Below are 17,328 nucleotides of genomic sequence, written 5' to 3' on the forward strand. Positions count from 1 at the left end.
GTTTCAGGCGTCTTGCGGCCTGTCCTCCGGGTTGAACTGGCTGATGGTGGTCCAGCGTGCGGTAAGCGCCGGTTTTTTCTCGTTTTCGATTTCCACCGTCACGTCATAAGTCGTCATCAGCATGGCGGCCCCGCGAAAACGCGCTTCCGCCAGCGTGAAACGGCCACGCACCCGCGCGCCGCTTTTGACCGGCGTGACGAAACGGATGGCATCGAAGCCGTAATTGATGCCCATGGTCTGTTCGCGAATGCGGGGCAGGGCATCGTAATTCAGGGCCGAAAGCAGGGAGAGCGTCAGGAAGCCATGGGCGATGGTGCCGCCGAAGGGGCTTTCCGCTTTGGCGCGTTCCGGGTCGGTGTGGATGAACTGTTCGTCCAGCGTCGCTTTTGCGAAGGCATCAATCATCGTCTGGTCAACGGTGATCCAGTCGGAAACGCCCATTTCCGTGCCGACGCGATCCTTCATTTCCGCCAGCGCAATTTCTTTTGTCATGTTACCTCGTCCGCATTGTTTCCCGCGACTTATACGGCTCGTGACGCGAAGGGATCAACTGCGCAGATAAAACACCACCGAACGGGCGGGCAGGAAGGCGGGATTGCCGAAATCCGTACCTATGGCGCGCCAGCCATCACCCGGCAGGGTGAAGGGAACGATCTCGCGGCCGCGATTGATAAGAACGGCAAGCTCGGTATCCTCGCCGGTCTCCCGGTCCGGGGTGGAAAGCAGCATGGCGAAGGCCTGCGCATCCGGTCTTTCCCAATCTGCTGTCGTCATCGGTTCTCCGGCGGGGGCAAGCCATGTCACATCGTCCCTGCCGGAAAAGAAGCCCGTCTCAGAAAACACGCCGAAACGTTTGCGCAATGCGGCAAGAAAGGCCGTGTGGTCGATCAGTTCGGGGACAAGCGATGACCAGTCGACCCAGTTGATCTCATTGTCCTGGCAATAGGCATTGTTGTTGCCCTGCTGGCTGCGGCCGCCCTCGTCGCCCGCCGTCAGCATCAGGGCGCCGCGGCTGACGAAAAGCGTGGAAAGCAGCGCTTTCACATCCGCAAGCCGGGCGGCGACAATGGCGGGATCATCGGTCAGGCCTTCAAAACCGTTGTTCCAGGAACGGTTGTCATTGTGGCCGTCGCGATTGCTCTCGCCGTTCCTTTCATTGTGCTTGCGTTCATGGCTGACAAGATCGAACAGGGTAAAACCGTCATGGGCGGCAAGGAAATTGACGCTGCGGCTTTTCGCGCGGCCATGGCGGGAAAAGATCGGCGATGAGCCGGACAGCGCATTGGCCAGCGCCCCGGTCGTGCCGGCATCACCACGCCAGAAACGGCGCATGTCGTCGCGGGCGCGATCGTTCCACTCGAGGAAGCTTTCAGGGAAATTGCCGAGCTGATATCCGCCGGGACCGATATCCCAGGGTTCGGCGATCAATATCCGGTCGTAAAGCGCCGGGTCCGAATGCATGGCGGCCAGCGTCTCGCTCGCCATGTCGAAGCCGGCGGCCGTTCTTCCGAGCACCGGCGCGAGATCGAAACGGAAGCCGTCCACACCGGCATTCAGAACAAAATGCCTGAGGGAATCGACGATGAGCTGGCGAATATAGGGATGGTCGCAGGCAACCGTATTGCCGGTGCCGGTATCGTTGACCAGCACGCCCGGTTTTCCCTGTGGGTGACGGAAGGCGGTGAGATTGTCGAGCCCGCGCAACGACAGGATCGAGCCCTCGATATCGCTTTCACCCGTATGGTTGAAGACGAGATCGAGAATGACGCCGATGCCTTCCGCATGCAGCGCCGCAACCGTATCTCGCAATTCCCGCACGCCGCCGGGGCAGAGGCGCGGATCGAGCGCCATGAAGCCGACGGGATTATAACCCCAGGCATTGGAAAGGCCGAGAGGCGGCAGGTGGCGCTCGTCGATCCAAGCGGTGATCGGCATCAATTCCACCGCATCGACGCCGATTTTTTTCAGGTGTGCGAGAATGGCGGGATGGGCAAGTGCTGCGACGGTGCCTCTGATGTCTTTCGGCACCTCGGGATGCAACTGCGTGAAGGATTTGACGGCAAGCTCATAAATCAGCCCGCCTTCGGCAAAATGCGGCTGATGGCGCTTGACCGGTTCGTGCTCAGAAAGGATCGCCTTCGGCATGATCCCGCCGGTCTCCGCGCCAAAGGTGTAAAGCGCCGGATCGTGCCGGAAGGGGCGGTCGATCTCCGTGGCATAGGGATCGAGCAGCAGCTTTGCGGGATCGAACCAGAGGCCGTGTTCGGGGGCGTAAATGCCGTGAGCGCGAAAGCCGTATCGCGTGCCGAGGCCGACGTCGGCGACGATCAATCTGTGAATATCGTCTGCGCCGCGCACCATCGGCAGGCGCGCCGTTTCTCTTTCGCCGGTTTTATCGAAAAGGCAGAGATCGATCTGGGAGGCATGCCGGGAATAGACCGTGAATTCCGTTCCGTTTTCCGTCTGGATTGCGCCTTTGGGGAAAACGGAAGTTGTCTGCATGATCAGTCTCTCCGGGGACGGTGTTTCTCTCCCAGAACGGAAAGGGAGGCAAAGCCGAGTGAGGGACGCTTTCAGTGCGTCCCTCATGAGCGGGCGACAAGCCCTTACGTAATAACGCTCGGCGCGTTGCGGCCGGTATGGGCCCTGATGCCGGCGATCGTATCGGCAACGGCAATCAGGTCGGAAAGCGCTTCCTGCGTTTCGATGCCATGACGGGCCGCATCCGCCTCGTAACGCTCGACATAAAGGCGAAGCGTCGCGCCCGCAGTACCGGTGCCGGAAAGGCGCAGCACGATGCGCGAACCACCTTCGAAGAGGATGCGGATGCCCTGATTTTTGCTGACGGACTGATCGACCGGATCGTGATAGGCAAAATCATCCGCCGCCGCGACCTTCAGATTGCCGTAGCTGGTGCCGGGAAGCGTCGCGAGTTTTTCGCGCAGGGTGGCGACCAGCGTGTTCGCCGCATCCGAATCCACTTCCTCATAGTCGTGGCGCGAATAATAGTTGCGGCCATATTCGGCCCAGTGCCTGGTGACGATGTCTTTCACGCTTTCCTTGCGCGCGGCGACGATGTTCAGCCAGTAGAGCACGGCCCAGAGGCCATCCTTTTCGCGCACATGGTTGGAGCCGGTGCCGAAGCTTTCTTCGCCGCAGATCGTCACCTTGCCGGCGTCCATGAGGTTGCCGAAGAATTTCCAGCCGGTCGGCGTCTCATACATGCCAAGGCCGAGTTTTTCGGCGACACGGTCGGCTGCCGCACTTGTCGGCATGGAGCGGGCGATACCGGAAATGCCGGCCGCATAACCGGGGGCGAGTTTGGCATTGGCGGCGATGATGGCCAGACTGTCTGATGGCGTGACGAACATCCCCTTGCCGACGACCATGTTGCGGTCGCCATCGCCATCGGAAGCGGCGCCGAAATCGGGGCCTTCCGGGCTCATGACATCGTCATAAAGCTCCTTGGCGTGGACAAGGTTCGGGTCGGGATGATGGCCGCCGAAATCCGGCAGCGGTGTGGCGTTGCGGACGGAACCCTTCGGTGCGCCGAGGCGCTTTTCGATGATTTCCACGGCATAAGGGCCAGTAACGGCACTCATGGAATCAACCACGACCTTGAAGCCGCCGGCGATAAGCGTGCGGATGGCGTCGAAATCGAACAGCTCTTCCATCAGGGCGGCGTAGTCGGCAACCGGATCGATCACCTCGACCGTCAGCTCGTCCACCTTGAAGCTGCCGATCTTGTCTAGATCGATATCGGCGGCATCCGAGATTTTGTAGCTGTCGATGACTTTCGAGCGGGCATAGATAGCGTCCGTGATCTTCTCAGGTGCGGGACCACCATTACCGATATTGTATTTGATGCCGAAATCTTCGGTCGGACCGCCGGGATTATGGCTGGCGGAAAGCACGATGCCGCCGAAGGCCTTGAATTTGCGGATGACGTTGGAGGCGGCGGGTGTGGAAAGAATGCCGCCCTGACCGACCAGAACCTTGCCGAAACCGGCAGCGGCGGCCATCTTGATCGCCTTCTGGATGACTTCGCGGTTGTAATAACGGCCATCGCCGCCAATCACCAGCGTCTGGCCCTGAAAGCCTTCAAGCGCGTCGAAGATCGACTGGATGAAATTCTCGGCGTAATTTTCCTGGGCGAAGACCGGCACCTTCTTGCGCAGGCCGGATGTGCCCGGCTTCTGGTCCTGAAAGGGGGTCGTCTTGATGGTCTTGATCATTGTTTCAATGGCCTTTCGAAATAAGCTGGCTATATAGCGCGGCGTAAAGGCCGGCGCTCTTTTCCCAGGAAACATCGGATTTCATTCCGAGTTTCTGCATTTGTGTCCACAGTTTCGGGTCGTGGTAATAACGGACGGTCCGGCGGATCGCCTGTTTCAGACCATCAAGCGTGACGGGTGAAAATTGCACGCCTGTCGCCGATTTATTGGCGATGGCGGCATGGTTGGCGTCGATCACCGTGTCGGCAAGGCCGCCGGTGCGGGCGACGACCGGAATGCAGCCGTAACGCAGCGCGTAAAGCTGGGTGAGGCCGCAGGGTTCGAAACGCGAGGGAATGATGATCGCGTCGCAGCCCGCCTGCATGAGATGCGAGAGCGGTTCGTTGTAACCGATGGCAACGCCGACGCGGCCATGGTGGCGGGATGCCGCCGCCAGAAGCGCGCCTTCCAGCGCCACATCGCCCGCGCCAAGCACCACGAGACGGCCGCCGAGCGAAACAACCTCATCCACGGCTTCCGCCATGAGGTCGATGCCCTTCTGCCAGGTGAGGCGGGAGATGACGCAGAACAGCGGGCTGTCATCATCATCGATGCGGAAATGTTCGGCGACCGCTTTCTTGTTCAGCGCGCGGTTCTTGAGATTGGCGGCCGAATAATTGTCGTGGATCAGATGGTCCGTTGCCGGGTTCCAGACATCGGCGTCGATGCCGTTGACAATGCCGTGCAGCACATGGGCGCGGCTGCCAATGACGCCGTGCAGGCCCATGCCGAATTGCGGGGTGAGGATCTCCTCGGCATAGGACGGGCTGACGGTGCTGAGCGCCGTCGCCGTCTGCAGGCCGCCCTTCAGGAAGCTCACATCATTATAATATTCGATGCCTTCCATGCCGAAGGAATGCGGGGGCAGCGCCAGCTTGCTGAAGATATTGGCGCCGAACTGGCCCTGAAAGGCGATGTTGTGGATGGTCAGAAGGCTCGGAATCTCAGGCGTTTCGGCATAACGCATATAGACAGGGGTCATGGCGGCCTGCCAGTCATGCGCATGCACCATATCCGGCCGCCAACCGGGAAGAGCGCCGGCGGCAATACGGGCCGCTGCCAGCGACAGCGCCGCGAAGCGCTTCCAATTGTCTGGATAATCCTTGCCGGTCTGGTCGAGATAAGGGCCGCCGGAGCGCTCGTAATAGGCGGGCGCATCGAGAATGAGGAGATCGAGCCCCTCATGCCGCACTTCGAGCACATCGGCTTTTTCGCCGAGCAGATCGGCAAATTCCAGACATTTGACGGGGTCCGTCACGGCGGCTTTCACCGCCGGATATCCGGGTATCAATGTCCGCGTCCTGACGCCAAGGGCTTCTAACGCGATGGGGAGCGCGCCGGCAACGTCGGCGAGCCCTCCGGTCTTGATCAGGGGATAGATTTCGGATGAAACCGAAAGGACATTCATGGGCTCTACAGGTCCAGCTTGTCGATCATCGATTGGGTGATAAGGCAGATGCCGTTTTCAGTGCGGCGGAAACGTTTGGCATCCAGTTCTGGGTCTTCTCCTACAATCAGTCCTTCCGGAATGACCACTCCATGGTCGATGACGACATTGCTGAGCTGGGCATGACGCCCGATCTTCACACTCGGCAGTACTACGGCATTCTCAAGGCGGGAGTATGAATTGGCGCGCACGCCGGTAAACAGGAGGCTGCGGGTGAGGGCCGCACCGGAAATGATGCAGTCCCCGGAAACAACCGAAGACACGGCCGAACCGCGGCGGTTCTCATCGTCATGCACGAATTTCGCCGGCGGGGTGATTTCCGCATAGGTCCAGATCGGCCAGGACTTGTCGTAGATATCGAGGTCAGGCACCACATCCGTGAGATCGATATTGGCCTGCCAGTAGGCATCGATGGTGCCGACGTCGCGCCAGTAAGGACCATGCTCGAAATCCGAGCGGACGCAGGAGTCTGCGAAGCGGTGGGCGACGGCTTTGCCGTGCTTTACGATATAGGGAATGATGTCCTTGCCGAAGTCGCGGCTGGAGGTCGGATCGGCGGCGTCGCGGCGCAGCGCTTCCATCAGGAATTTCGTGTGGAAGACATAAATGCCCATGGAGGCAAGCGCGAAACCTTCATTGCCGGGAATGCCTGGTGGATCGGCCGGCTTTTCGATGAAATCGATGATCTCGTCTTTTTCATTCACATGCATCACGCCGAAACCGGTCGCATCCATGCGCGGCACTTCAAGGCAGCCGATCGTCACGTCGGCGCCGGAATCGACATGCTGCTGCAGCATGTATTCGTAGTCCATCTTATAGATATGGTCGCCGGCGAGGATGACCATATATTCCGGCGCATAGGGCTCGATGATGTCGATATTCTGGTAAACCGCGTCGGCGGTGCCTTCATACCATTGCGTTTCGGAAACGCGCTGGGAGGCGGGAAGAATGTCGAAGCTCTCGTTCCGTTCAGGGCGGAAGAAGTCCCAGCCGCGCTGCAGGTGGCGAATGAGGGAGTGCGCCTTGTATTGCGTGGCGACGCCGATGCGGCGAATGCCGGAATTGAGCGCGTTGGAAAGCGCAAAATCGATGATACGCGCTTTGCCGCCGAAATAGACGGCGGGTTTTGCCCGGCGGTCCGTCAGTTCCTTCAGGCGGCTGCCTCTGCCGCCTGCGAGGACATAGGCCATTGCATCACGCGCCAAAGGCTGAACTCTTTTTTCCGACATGGTGTCCTCCCTCTCTGTCTGTCAGTTTTCCGGTTCGAGCATGATCGTGGCAAGCGGCGGCAGGACGAGCATCGCCCCGATATCGCCGCCGGCATCGACCGCCTGAACGCGTCCGCCATTTCCCTTGCCGCTACCGCCATAAATTTCGGCATCGGTGTTGAGAATCTCCCGCCACCGCCCCGCCAGAGGCAGCGGCACATAATAATTTTCCCGATAGACCGGGGTGAGGTTGCAGATGACCGCCACCGGCTTTTCGCCGGGCGCCGTGCGCAGCCAGGCGAAGACGGAATTCTCGTGATCATCGACCACAAGCCAGCGGAAGCCGTCAGGTTCGCAGTCACGGGCGTGCAGGGCAGCTTTGGATCGATAGGTGAGGTTGAGATCGCGCACGAGGCGGCGCATGCCCTCATGCATCGGATATTGGCGCAGGTTCCAGTCGAGCGACCCCTTTTCGCTCCATTCGCTCCACTGTGCGAACTCCTGCCCCATGAACAGCAGCTTCTTGCCGGGATAACCCCACATGAAGCCGTAATAGGAGCGGAGATTGGCGAATTTCTGCCAGTCATCGCCGGACATCTTGGCGATCAGCGATCCCTTGCCGTGCACCACCTCGTCGTGGGAAAGCGGAAGCACGAAATTCTCGGTGAAGGCGTAAAGCAGGCCGAAGGTCAGTTCCTGATGGTGGAACTTGCGATGCACCGGCTCACGCGCGAAATAACTCAGCGTGTCGTGCATGAAGCCCATGTTCCATTTGAAGCCGAAACCGAGACCGCCCTCGTGGACGGGCTGGGACACTTTCGGCCACGAGGTGGATTCCTCCGCGATCGTCATGACGCCGGGATGGGTGCCGTAGACGAGCGAATTCATCTTCTGCAGGAAGCGGACGGATTCGAGATTTTCGCGTCCGCCATATTCATTGGGGATCCACTCGCCTTCCTTGCGGGAATAATCGAGATAGAGCATCGAGGCGACCGCATCGACGCGCAGGCCGTCGAGATGGAATTTCTCGGCCCAATAAAGCGCGTTGTTGATGAGGTAGGACATGACCTCGATACGGCCGAAATTGTAGATCGCCGTGTTCCAGTCGGGGTGAAAACCCTGACGCGGATCGGCGTGCTCGTAAAGCGCGGTGCCGTCGAACCAGCGCAACCCGTGCTCATCGGTCGGAAAATGCGCCGGAACCCAGTCGAGAAGAACGCCGATACCGACCTTGTGCGCGCCATTGACGAAACGGGCAAAGCCCTCGGGATCGCCGAAACGGGCGGATGGCGCATAAAGGCCGGTCGTCTGGTAACCCCAGGAGGGATCATAGGGATGTTCGGTGATGGGCAGAAATTCGATATGGGTAAAACCCATATCCGTACAATAGGGAATGAGCTGGGCGGCGAGTTCATCCCAGCTGAGGAAGGTGCCGTCCTCGCGGCGCTGCCAGGAGCCGGCATGCACCTCATAGATGCTGATCGGTTGGCGGCGCTGGTCCACCTGCGCCCAATGTTCCCGGTGGGCCTGATCTTCCCATTTCTGCGTCAGTTCCGGCGCGGTGACGGAAGCGTTCTTCGGCCGCAATTCGGCGCGGCGGGCATAAGGGTCGGCCTTCAGGGGCAGAAGCTCGCCATTGGCGCCGAGGACTTCGAACTTGTAGGCGCAGCCGGCATAGACGTCAGGCGCGAAGATTTCCCAGATGCCGGTATCCTTGCGGAAGCGCATCACATGCCGGCGGCCATCCCAATTGTTGAAATCGCCGACGACGGAAACACGCCGCGCATTGGGCGCCCACACGGCGAAGTGAAAACCTTCGACGCCTTCGAGTTTCAGCGGATGCGCGCCCATCCTGTCGAAGAGCCTGAGATGCGATCCTTCACGGACGAAATAATCGTCCATGGGTCCGAGAACAGGGCCGAAGCTGTAGGGGTCGGTCACCGCCCATTCGGCATCGTCGCGGCTGGCGCGGTACCGCACCGGCTGGCGCTTTGAAAGATCGATCCGGCCTTCGAAAAAACCATCAGGATCAAGCCGCTTCAATTCACCTACGAAATTTCCATCCAGCGTGAGGACGGAAACCTCCTCGGCGCCCGGAATGAAACAGCGGGCGGAAAACCCTTCCGGCGTCTCGTGAACGCCGAGAAGGGCAAAGGGATTGGAATGCAAACCGCTCTTGATCGCCTCGATTTCAGCCTTCGTGATTTCGCCAGTCTTTTTCTCTTCGGCCGAATTGAGCGGTTTTTTCATCAGGCTCTCCAGATCTCGGTGGCATATTGGCGGATCGTCCTGTCGGACGAGAACCAGCCCATACGCGCCGTGTTGCGCACTGCTTTGGTGTTCCAGCTATCCTGATCGCTCCAGATCGCGTCCACCTTGCGCTGTGCGTCGGCATAGGCGTCGAAATCGGCGGCGACCATGAACCAGTCGCTGTTGTATATGCCGTCGATGAGGGCAGAAAACCGCGAACGATCATCCGGTGAAAACACACCCGACGCGATGGACGACAGAGCCTGCGACAATTCCGCAGACCCTTCGATGATGGCACGCGGATTGTGGCCCTCGGCGCGAGCTCTGGCCACTTCTTCCGCCGTCATGCCGAAGATGACGATGTTCTCAGCGCCGACATGTTCGAGCATTTCCACATTCGCGCCATCGAGCGTGCCGATGGTCAGCGCACCGTTCAGCGCAAATTTCATGTTGCCGGTGCCGGAGGCTTCCATGCCGGCCGTCGAAATCTGTTCCGAAAGATCGGCGGCGGGAACCATGATTTCGGCAAGTGAGACGTTATAGTTCGGAACAAACACCACTTTGAGAAGCCCGCGCACGGCCGGATCGTTGTTGATGACCCGGGCAATATCGTTGGCAAGCTTGATGATCAGCTTCGCGTTGTGATAACTCGGCGCCGCCTTGCCTGCGAAGAACTTAACGCGCGGCACCCAATCCAGTTCCGGGTGGGAACGGATCTGGTCGTAAAGGGCGACAGTCTCAACAAGGTTCAGAAGCTGGCGCTTATATTCGTGGATGCGCTTGATCTGGATGTCGAACATGGCCGAGGGATCGACGCGGATGCCCATGCGCTGCGCCACCGTATTGGCAAGCCGCACCTTGTTCAGACGCTTCACCTCGGCAAATTTCTCGCGGAAACCGGCATCGTCGGCGAAACGGTCGAGTGCCGTCAGCTTTTCCGCATCATCGAGGAAATCGTCGCCGATCGCTTCCCTGATCAATCCCGTCAGGCCGGGGTTGCACTGCATCAGCCAGCGGCGCGGCGTGATGCCGTTGGTCTTGTTGTTGATACGATCAGGATAAAGGCTGTGCAGGTCGGCAAAGACCGTTTCCTTCATCAGCTCGGTATGAAGTGCGGAAACGCCGTTGATGGAATGCGAGCCGATGAAGGCGAGGTTGCCCATGCGCACCCGGCGCTCGCCGCCTTCATCGATGAGAGAGATGGAACGGATCTGTTGATCCGCCATCTTCTTTTCCTTGCGGGCGAAGAGCAGCGTATTGGCGTTGATGGCGTAAACGATCTGCATGTGCCGGGGCAAAAGGCGCTCGAGCAGCGGCACCGGCCAGCTTTCCAGCGCTTCCGGCAGAAGCGTGTGGTTGGTGTAGGAGAAGGTTCCCTGTGTGATCTTCCAGGCTTCGTCGAATTCAAGGCCATGGACATCGCAGAGAAGGCGCATCATTTCGCAGATGGAAATGGCCGGATGCGTGTCGTTAAGCTGGATCGAAACCTTGTCGGGCAGCGAGGTGAAATCCGGGTACTGCTGCAGATGGCGGCGCAGAATGTCCTGCAGCGAAGCGGAGGAGAAGAAGAACTCCTGCCGCAGGCGCAGTTCCTGACCGGCCGGCGTCGCATCGGCGGGGTAGAGAACCCGCGTCAGGCTTTCCGCCTTGTTGCTTTCGCGCAATGCGCCGATATGGTCGCCGGCATTGAAGGCGGCCAGAAGAATGGGATCTATCGGCTGCGCCGACCACAGGCGAAGCGTGTTGACGCGGGTGCCGCGCCAGCCGACGACCGGCGTGTCGTAAGCCATGGCGATGACGCGTTCGGCCGGTTTCCAGACGAAGCGCTGCGGATCTTCATAACCGCCGATCGTCTCCACCGATCCGCCGAAGCCGATTTCATAGGAGCTTTCGCGGCGCTCGAATTCCCAGGGGTTGCCATGCGCCAGCCAGGTTTCCGGCAGTTCCACCTGCCATCCATCCGCCATCTGCTGGCGGAAGAGGCCGTGCACGTAACGGATGCCATAGCCATAGGCGGGAATATCGACGGTCGCCATGGATTCCATGAAACAGGCGGCGAGACGGCCAAGGCCGCCATTGCCAAGGGCTGCATCCGGCTCCAGACCGGCGATGACGTCAAGATCGACGCCGAGCGAGGACAGCGCATCGCGGATTTCGTGCATCAGGCCGATATTGGAGATGGCGTCGCGCATCAGGCGGCCGATCAGGAATTCGAGCGACAGGTAATAAACGCGCTTGGAATTGTTGTGATAGGCCTTGCGGGTGGATTCCATCCATTTGTCGATGATGCGGTCGCGGACGACGAGGATGGTTGCGGTCAGCCAGTCGTGCGGCTTGGCGACCTTGACGTCCTTACCGATGCGGTAGGTGAGGCGTTCGATGATTTCCGACGCCATGATTTCCGGGTTGGAACTGCGCGGGGCGGGGCGGGGAAGATCGGCGGCGTTTAGATTATTGATCATTGGTCGGTCAGCACCTTGGTGGGAGGAGAGGGTCTGATGAGGTCGATCCGTGTTGCCTTTGCTGATGCCAGTTTATGCATCGATATGGAGGTGTGGCAACAGCATTTTTTGCGGAAAGTTGAACGGCTTAGGTTTATGAAAAATAAGAATTTTTCTTCCGCGTCCCAAGGATCGCCGAAGGCATTGCCGGCCCTTTATCCGCCGTTCCTGAAGAGGTTTGCGTGGTGGTCGCGATGCCGGGCATCGTTCAAAAAAGGGAGAGAGGTTGCAACACTTTTAAATGGTTCACCGGTCCTGAAATCTGTTTCGCTCTATTATCTTTACACACCAGACCGAAAACCGCGCATATGTTTCGGTCCGATGCTCTAAATCACACACTAGCCTTCGCGGCCGCAAAAATTCAATGAAAATAAACGGGTCGCCGCCACAGCCATGTTTGTCTCGCGTGGCGGCGGTGTGAAAACGGAGTAACACCGTCCTCGAAGACGATGTTTACGGCAGGAAAAAAGGCTCTGTCGTCATTTCCCCGGCGCGGATCGTCACGCGGGTATTCGGCGGAACGGCGCACCAGGGAGTGCAATCGAAGGAAAAGGGCTCCGAACTCAACGCGATGCCTTCTTCCAGGCCGCGCCAGTAGAGCGTCGGCGGCTTGTCATCGCTCGACCAGCGGAAGGCGTGCACGCAATCGCCGTCCATCAGCACGGCGCTGAAGCGCAGTGCGGAGGAAACGCCCGCCGCGACCATCTTTTCCTGACAGAGACGAAGGGCGGTGGAAATTGCGCGCACGGGATCGGCATCAAGGCCAAGGCCGGCGGCGATGAGGAATATTGCTTCGCTGTCGCCGGTGCCGCGTCGGGATGCATAGATATCGTCGGGGATAAGGGAGTCGATGTCGCGCCTGATCTGCTCGTAGCCGCCGATCTGGCCGTTATGCATGAAGAGATATTGGCCATGGGCAAAGGGGTGGCAATTGGCGCGGGATACTTCGCCTGAGGTGGCGGAGCGGACATGGGCCATGAACATGCCCGAGCGAAGCTGGTGGCAGAGTGCCGCGAGATTGGCATCCGACCAGGCGGGCCTGGTATCACGAAAGACGCCGGGCGTTCCTCGGTCACCATACCAGCCAAGGCCGCAACCATCGCCATTGACGACGGTTTTCGCTTCCCTTGCGGCCATGGACTGGCTGACCAGTGATGCTTCCGGCTCGATCAGCAGGCTGTCGAGCCAGACGGGTTTACCGGAATAGGCAAAGAGGCGGCACATTCATGCGGCTCTGTCGAAAGCCTTGTTTCCGAGCGCGAAGCCGACGGCGGCCTTCGCGTGAATGGCGGTCGAATCGTAACCCGGCAGCGGCAGGGCGTCGGGGTCGATCAGCAGCGAAATTTCGGTGCAGCCGAGAATGACGGAATCGACGCCGAGTGCGCGAGCCTTGTCGATGACCGCGAGATAGCGTTCACGCGAGCAGGACTTGATCTCGCCCTGGCAGAGTTCGCCGAAGATGATGTCGTGGATCGCAGCCCTGTCTTCCGCATCGGGCACGACCACGTCGACGCCGTGACGGCGCATGCGGTCGGTGTAGAAGCCGTGCTCCATCGTGTAGAGGGTGGCGAGCAGAAGCGGCTTGCGGCGTCCATCCGCCTTCAGGGCTGCTGCGGTTTCATCGATGATGTCGATCAGCGCCACGCCGGACATTTTCGCTACGGTGTCAGCGACAAGATGCATGGTGTTGGTGCAGATCAGCACGCAATCGGCGCCCGCATTGGCAAGGCGTGCACCGGCAGCGCCCAGAAGTGCGCCTGCCTCATCCCAGCGATCGGCTTTCTGAAGGGCGACGACCTCGGAAAAATCGAGCGAATGCATGACGATATCGGCCGAGACCAGGCCGCCGCGGCTGTCGCGCACGGCCTCATTGATCATGCGGTAATAGGTTGCGGTAGATTCCCAGCTCATGCCGCCGATCAGGCCGATCCGTTTCATAAGAGTTCCCTTATCAAGTTTGATTGAAGACAAGAATGCCACCACCGAAACGAAAACGGCATGCGTTTTTTAGAGGATTGCGCGGCAAGTATGCAAATGTAACGCGCCATATTAGATAATATCGCAAATTTCTTGCGCCGTTGCGTTAACCGGTGCATTCTTAACGGATGATTGACGACCGTGACCGCCGAATCCTTGCGATTCTCCAGGAAAATGCCGAAACCCCACTCGCGGATATCGCAGAGGAGGTTTCCCTGTCGCTATCGGCCTGTTCGCGCCGTATCACACGGCTGCGAACGGAAGGTTATGTGACGGGCACGATGGCGCTGCTGGACCGGCGGAAGATCAATCTGCCGACCACGGTTTTTCTGCTGGTGAGAACGGGCCTGCATGCGGAGGACTGGCTGGACCGGTTCCATGCCGCCGTCAGCACCATACCTGAGATCGTTGAGGTTCACCGGCTGACCGGCAATTTCGACTATATTCTGAAGCTGGTGCTGCCGAATGTCGAATATTACGACACGGTCTATAAACAGATCCTGCGCCGCGTGCAGCTTTACGACATGTCCGCCTATATCTCCATGGAGACGGTTAAGCTGTCATCTTCGCTGCCGACGACGCATATCTGAGGGCTTATCGAGCCTTATCAGCGCGCCGCCTTGAAACGGACGCCAAAGCGGAAGCCTCGAGTCTCGCCGGGTTGCAGGGTAATCGCATCCGCGAGTTCCTGGTGGTTGAAGGCGTTGGTTGGTGTTTCCACGGGTTCAAGCGCGATGGAGTGCCGCCTGTCGCGGGCGAGCGTATCGCCGGTGAAGACATGCATGTGCCCACGCTCCTGCCATACCGTCAGGCTCGAACCATCGTGCCGGTTTTCGAGCCTCGTCTCGTAAAGCCCGTTTTCGGATGCGACCAGATCGGTGAAGCAGACATCGAGTACATGGCCGGCCAGCGGCGCATAGAGAAAGCGGGTGTCGTCCCGTTTGACTATCCCGCCCTGTGGGTCGCGAAGGGGGATCAGATCGTTGTCTGTTTCAATCGTCGTGCGCGAGGGCAGCGTGAGAAGAAGGTCGTCGATAGACGTCGCGCCGGGCAGGCGGAAATAGGGATGCCAGCCGGCGGCGAAAGGCAGGGGCCGGTCGTCGCGATTGATGCCGCGTATGTCGATGGTGACCTCATGGCCGGCGAAGCGATATTCCACCTCGATGGCGAGACGGTAGGGATAACCCTTGAAATCCGCAGGCGATATTTCAGTGCGCAAGACGAGGATGTGAGCGCCGTTTTCCTCAAAAGATTGCGCGAGGGCGAAGGGCAGGGCTCTGGCAAATCCGTGGAAGACGAGAGTTTCATGGGCAAGCACCGGTTCAATGCGGTGCGCCTGCCCGCCAAAACTGAATTGGCCATCCGGAATGCGATTGGTGAAGGGTGCGAGAATGCCGTTTCTCACGCCGTTTTGCGATTGCAGTTCGGCAGGCGTCGAATATCCGTCGACAAGATCTTCGCCTTCTCCGCCATCGGCAGAGATCGGCCGCCAGCTCAGAAGCGTCGCGCCCTCAAAAGCGATTTCGGCAATGAAACCGTTTCCGGAAACGGTCAGACCGGCAATCCCCGTGCCTGTCGTGGAGGTAGTCATCGGGAAATTGTCCTTTGCATGGATGCATCTGCGATGATCGGGGCAACTGCCGTGCCGATTCGCCCGATCATCTTCGCTGAAGGACAATTTCGCAATGGCTCGTGGGGGCTGTATCAACAGGCTCCTGCCATTTCATGCCCATGGGGCAATCAGTCCGGAAAGGTGCGTTTCGCGCCGCTGAAAAACTCCATCAGTGCGGCCTGATCCTCTCCACCCAGCCCTGCCGCCGTCAGCATGCGGTGCACTTCGGCGCAAAGTGCCGTCAGCGGCATGGCCGTGTTGGTGCGCCGGGCGAGATCCTGCGCGCCGTTGAGGTCTTTCACCATATTGTCGATACGGCCGGTGCGGCGGTAATCCTTTGCCACGTAACGCGGCATATATTCCTGCAGGATGGCGCTATCGGCGCGGCCGCCCTTCAGCGCCTGCGGGATTTTGGCGGCATTGACGCCAGCATCCAGCGCAAGCTGTGTTGCTTCCGCCACCGCAAGGAAATTCAGCCCGCAGAGAACCTGATTGATGAGTTTCGTCGTCTGTCCCGCGCCGCAGGGTCCCATGTGGGTATAGTTGCTGGCCACATGCCGCAGCACGCGATGCGCATCGGCGACATCCTTTTCGCTGCCGCCGGCCATCAGCGTCAACTGGCCGACAAGCGCCTTGGGCGCACCGCCCGAAAGCGGGCTGTCCACCCAGCGCAGGCCCTTTTCCGCAGCATCGGCCGCCAGCTCCTTGGTCGCTTCCGGATCGATGGAGGACATGTCGATAATGAGTGTGCCGGGCTTTGCCCCCGCCGCCACGCCATCCTTGCCGAAGACGGCGATGCGAACGATTTTCGGGGAATTGAGGCTGAGGATCACCACATCGGAAACTGAAGCCGCTTCCGCCGCCGTGCCGGCGCTCTGCGCGCCGAGGCTCGTCAACGCCGCCACCTTTTCCGCATCCAGATCGAAAACCGTCAGCTGATTGCCGGTCTCGATGAGCCGTGTGCCGATCGCGCCGCCCATGGCGCCGGCGCCGATCAGCGCGACTTTGTTCTTCTCGGTCATGGTGTTCACGGCCTCCTCCCAAAGTGTCGTGGTGTCATCGGTTCAAAACCGGGTGGCGGCAGCAGCCGGCCATCCGGTTTTAGCGTCTTTAAAGCGAAGCGGTGATGCCGCCATCGACGTAAAGAATATGCCCGTTCACGAAGGACGAGGCATCGGATGACAGGAAGATGCAGGCGCCGACGAGCTCTTCGACCTTGCCCCAACGGCCGGCCGGCGTGCGCTTTTCAAGCCATGCCGAAAAGGTGGGATCGGCAACCAGAGCCGCATTGAGCGGCGTATCGAAATAGCCGGGCGCGATGGCGTTGCATTGCAGGCCGTATTTGGCCCAGTCCGTCGCCATGCCTTTCGTCAGATTGCCGACGGCGCCCTTGGTGGCGGTGTAGGGCGCGATGCCGGGGCGGGCAAGGGCGGTCTGAACGCTGGCGATGTTGATGATCTTGCCACGGCCACGGCTGATCATATGTCGCGCGGCAGCCTGTCCGGCGTGGAACACCGAGGCGATGTTGGTCTGCAGCAGGCGCTCGAAGGCATCCGCCGGAAAATCCTCAAGCGGCGTGCGGTGCTGCATGCCGGCATTGTTGACGAGAATATCGATGGGGCCGACCTCCGCTTCGAAACGGTCGATGGCCTCGCGCACCGCGCCATGATCGGTGGCGTCGAAGGCAAGTGTTTTCGCACCCTTGAGGCCAGCGGCGGCGGCCTTCAGCTTCGCTTCATCGCGCCCGTTCAGCACCACTTCCGCTCCGGCTTCCGCCAGCCCCTGCGCCAGCGCGAAGCCGATGCCCTGGGACGAACCCGTGATCAGGGCGCGGCGGCCGGAAAGATCGAACAAATTAAGGCCCACTGTTTCCTCCAGTCTCTCGACATTGCATTCATACCGGTTTATGTTATCGATAACATTCATCCCTTTCAGACGTGGATGTCAAGGCTTAAACGCCCGGTTTCGGTACGGATCGGGCGGGCGGGGAGGCTGCACGGCGTGCAAATGCACGGCAGGCGGCGGTGACAGGGATGCGGATTATTTGTCGTGCTGCTCA

At 59.8% G+C, this 17,328-nt stretch carries 13 protein-coding genes; 1 reads left to right on the forward strand and 12 read right to left on the reverse strand.

Annotated elements, in window-relative coordinates; translation table 11 throughout:
* Window positions 1–3: 3 nt before the first annotated feature.
* From MRBLRC7O_RS19540 to MRBLRC7O_RS19580, 9 genes are all read right to left on the reverse strand, one after another.
* Window positions 4–492, reverse strand: a complete 489-nt coding sequence (locus MRBLRC7O_RS19540; protein ID WP_020010027.1) for a MaoC family dehydratase — start codon at window positions 490–492, stop codon at window positions 4–6.
* Between the two features lie 54 nt (window positions 493–546).
* Window positions 547–2,502, reverse strand: coding sequence for a glycogen debranching protein GlgX (gene glgX, locus MRBLRC7O_RS19545; protein WP_111820654.1), 1,956 nt, complete (start codon window positions 2,500–2,502; stop codon window positions 547–549).
* A gap of 104 nt (window positions 2,503–2,606) precedes the next feature.
* On the reverse strand, window positions 2,607–4,235 hold the full coding sequence (locus MRBLRC7O_RS19550; RefSeq protein WP_020809525.1) for an alpha-D-glucose phosphate-specific phosphoglucomutase: 1,629 nt from the start codon (window positions 4,233–4,235) through the stop codon (window positions 2,607–2,609).
* Window positions 4,236–4,239: 4 nt separating this feature from the next.
* Window positions 4,240–5,682, reverse strand: a complete 1,443-nt coding sequence (gene glgA / locus MRBLRC7O_RS19555; protein WP_060727526.1) for a glycogen synthase GlgA — start codon at window positions 5,680–5,682, stop codon at window positions 4,240–4,242.
* A 5-nt stretch (window positions 5,683–5,687) separates the two neighbouring features.
* On the reverse strand, window positions 5,688–6,950 hold the full coding sequence (gene glgC, locus MRBLRC7O_RS19560; protein ID WP_003508574.1) for a glucose-1-phosphate adenylyltransferase: 1,263 nt from the start codon (window positions 6,948–6,950) through the stop codon (window positions 5,688–5,690).
* Window positions 6,951–6,971: 21 nt separating this feature from the next.
* A complete protein-coding gene (gene glgB / locus MRBLRC7O_RS19565; RefSeq protein ID WP_003508576.1) occupies window positions 6,972–9,179 on the reverse strand; it encodes a 1,4-alpha-glucan branching protein GlgB in 2,208 nt (735 codons plus the stop codon).
* Entirely contained in the window at window positions 9,179–11,641 is a 2,463-nt protein-coding gene (locus tag MRBLRC7O_RS19570; protein WP_003508578.1) for a glycogen/starch/alpha-glucan phosphorylase, read from the reverse strand. The genes glgB and MRBLRC7O_RS19570 overlap by 1 nt, the downstream gene beginning before the upstream one ends.
* A 492-nt stretch (window positions 11,642–12,133) precedes the next feature.
* A complete protein-coding gene (locus tag MRBLRC7O_RS19575) occupies window positions 12,134–12,904 on the reverse strand; it encodes a class II glutamine amidotransferase (RefSeq protein ID WP_107677756.1) in 771 nt (256 codons plus the stop codon).
* A complete protein-coding gene (locus MRBLRC7O_RS19580; RefSeq protein ID WP_111820655.1) occupies window positions 12,905–13,618 on the reverse strand; it encodes an aspartate/glutamate racemase family protein in 714 nt (237 codons plus the stop codon).
* Between the two features lie 167 nt (window positions 13,619–13,785).
* Here MRBLRC7O_RS19580 and MRBLRC7O_RS19585 point away from each other — a divergent pair, with 167 nt between their 5' ends.
* Entirely contained in the window at window positions 13,786–14,247 is a 462-nt protein-coding gene (locus MRBLRC7O_RS19585) for an Lrp/AsnC family transcriptional regulator (RefSeq protein ID WP_003508584.1), read from the forward strand.
* 17 nt (window positions 14,248–14,264) lie between these two features.
* Here MRBLRC7O_RS19585 and MRBLRC7O_RS19590 read toward each other — a convergent pair whose 3' ends face one another.
* From MRBLRC7O_RS19590 to MRBLRC7O_RS19600, 3 genes are all read right to left on the reverse strand, one after another.
* Window positions 14,265–15,248: an aldose 1-epimerase gene (locus MRBLRC7O_RS19590; RefSeq protein ID WP_111820656.1), complete on the reverse strand. Its 984-nt coding sequence runs from the start codon at window positions 15,246–15,248 to the stop codon at window positions 14,265–14,267.
* 149 nt (window positions 15,249–15,397) lie between these two features.
* Window positions 15,398–16,291: an NAD(P)-dependent oxidoreductase gene (locus MRBLRC7O_RS19595; protein WP_035213322.1), complete on the reverse strand. Its 894-nt coding sequence runs from the start codon at window positions 16,289–16,291 to the stop codon at window positions 15,398–15,400.
* A gap of 88 nt (window positions 16,292–16,379) precedes the next feature.
* On the reverse strand, window positions 16,380–17,135 hold the full coding sequence (locus MRBLRC7O_RS19600; RefSeq protein ID WP_060727559.1) for an SDR family oxidoreductase: 756 nt from the start codon (window positions 17,133–17,135) through the stop codon (window positions 16,380–16,382).
* Window positions 17,136–17,328 lie beyond the last annotated feature (193 nt).

Source organism: Agrobacterium radiobacter, from assembly GCF_040801995.1.
Classification (GTDB): Bacteria; Pseudomonadota; Alphaproteobacteria; order Rhizobiales; family Rhizobiaceae; genus Agrobacterium; species Agrobacterium radiobacter.

Bases quoted from the DNA above. Each gene is read 5' to 3' on its own strand.
- MRBLRC7O_RS19540 (WP_020010027.1), bottom strand. From the start codon at position 492: ATGACAAAAGAAATTGCGCTGGCGGAAATGAAGGATCGCGTCGGCACG.
- glgX (WP_111820654.1), bottom strand. From the start codon at position 2,502: ATGCAGACAACTTCCGTTTTCCCCAAAGGCGCAATCCAGACGGAAAAC.
- MRBLRC7O_RS19550 (WP_020809525.1), bottom strand. From the start codon at position 4,235: ATGATCAAGACCATCAAGACGACCCCCTTTCAGGACCAGAAGCCGGGC.
- glgA (WP_060727526.1), bottom strand. From the start codon at position 5,682: ATGAATGTCCTTTCGGTTTCATCCGAAATCTATCCCCTGATCAAGACC.
- glgC (WP_003508574.1), bottom strand. From the start codon at position 6,950: ATGTCGGAAAAAAGAGTTCAGCCTTTGGCGCGTGATGCAATGGCCTAT.
- glgB (WP_003508576.1), bottom strand. From the start codon at position 9,179: ATGAAAAAACCGCTCAATTCGGCCGAAGAGAAAAAGACTGGCGAAATC.
- MRBLRC7O_RS19570 (WP_003508578.1), bottom strand. From the start codon at position 11,641: ATGATCAATAATCTAAACGCCGCCGATCTTCCCCGCCCCGCCCCGCGC.
- MRBLRC7O_RS19575 (WP_107677756.1), bottom strand. From the start codon at position 12,904: ATGTGCCGCCTCTTTGCCTATTCCGGTAAACCCGTCTGGCTCGACAGC.
- MRBLRC7O_RS19580 (WP_111820655.1), bottom strand. From the start codon at position 13,618: ATGAAACGGATCGGCCTGATCGGCGGCATGAGCTGGGAATCTACCGCA.
- MRBLRC7O_RS19585 (WP_003508584.1), top strand. From the start codon at position 13,786: ATGATTGACGACCGTGACCGCCGAATCCTTGCGATTCTCCAGGAAAAT.
- MRBLRC7O_RS19590 (WP_111820656.1), bottom strand. From the start codon at position 15,248: ATGACTACCTCCACGACAGGCACGGGGATTGCCGGTCTGACCGTTTCC.
- MRBLRC7O_RS19595 (WP_035213322.1), bottom strand. From the start codon at position 16,291: ATGACCGAGAAGAACAAAGTCGCGCTGATCGGCGCCGGCGCCATGGGC.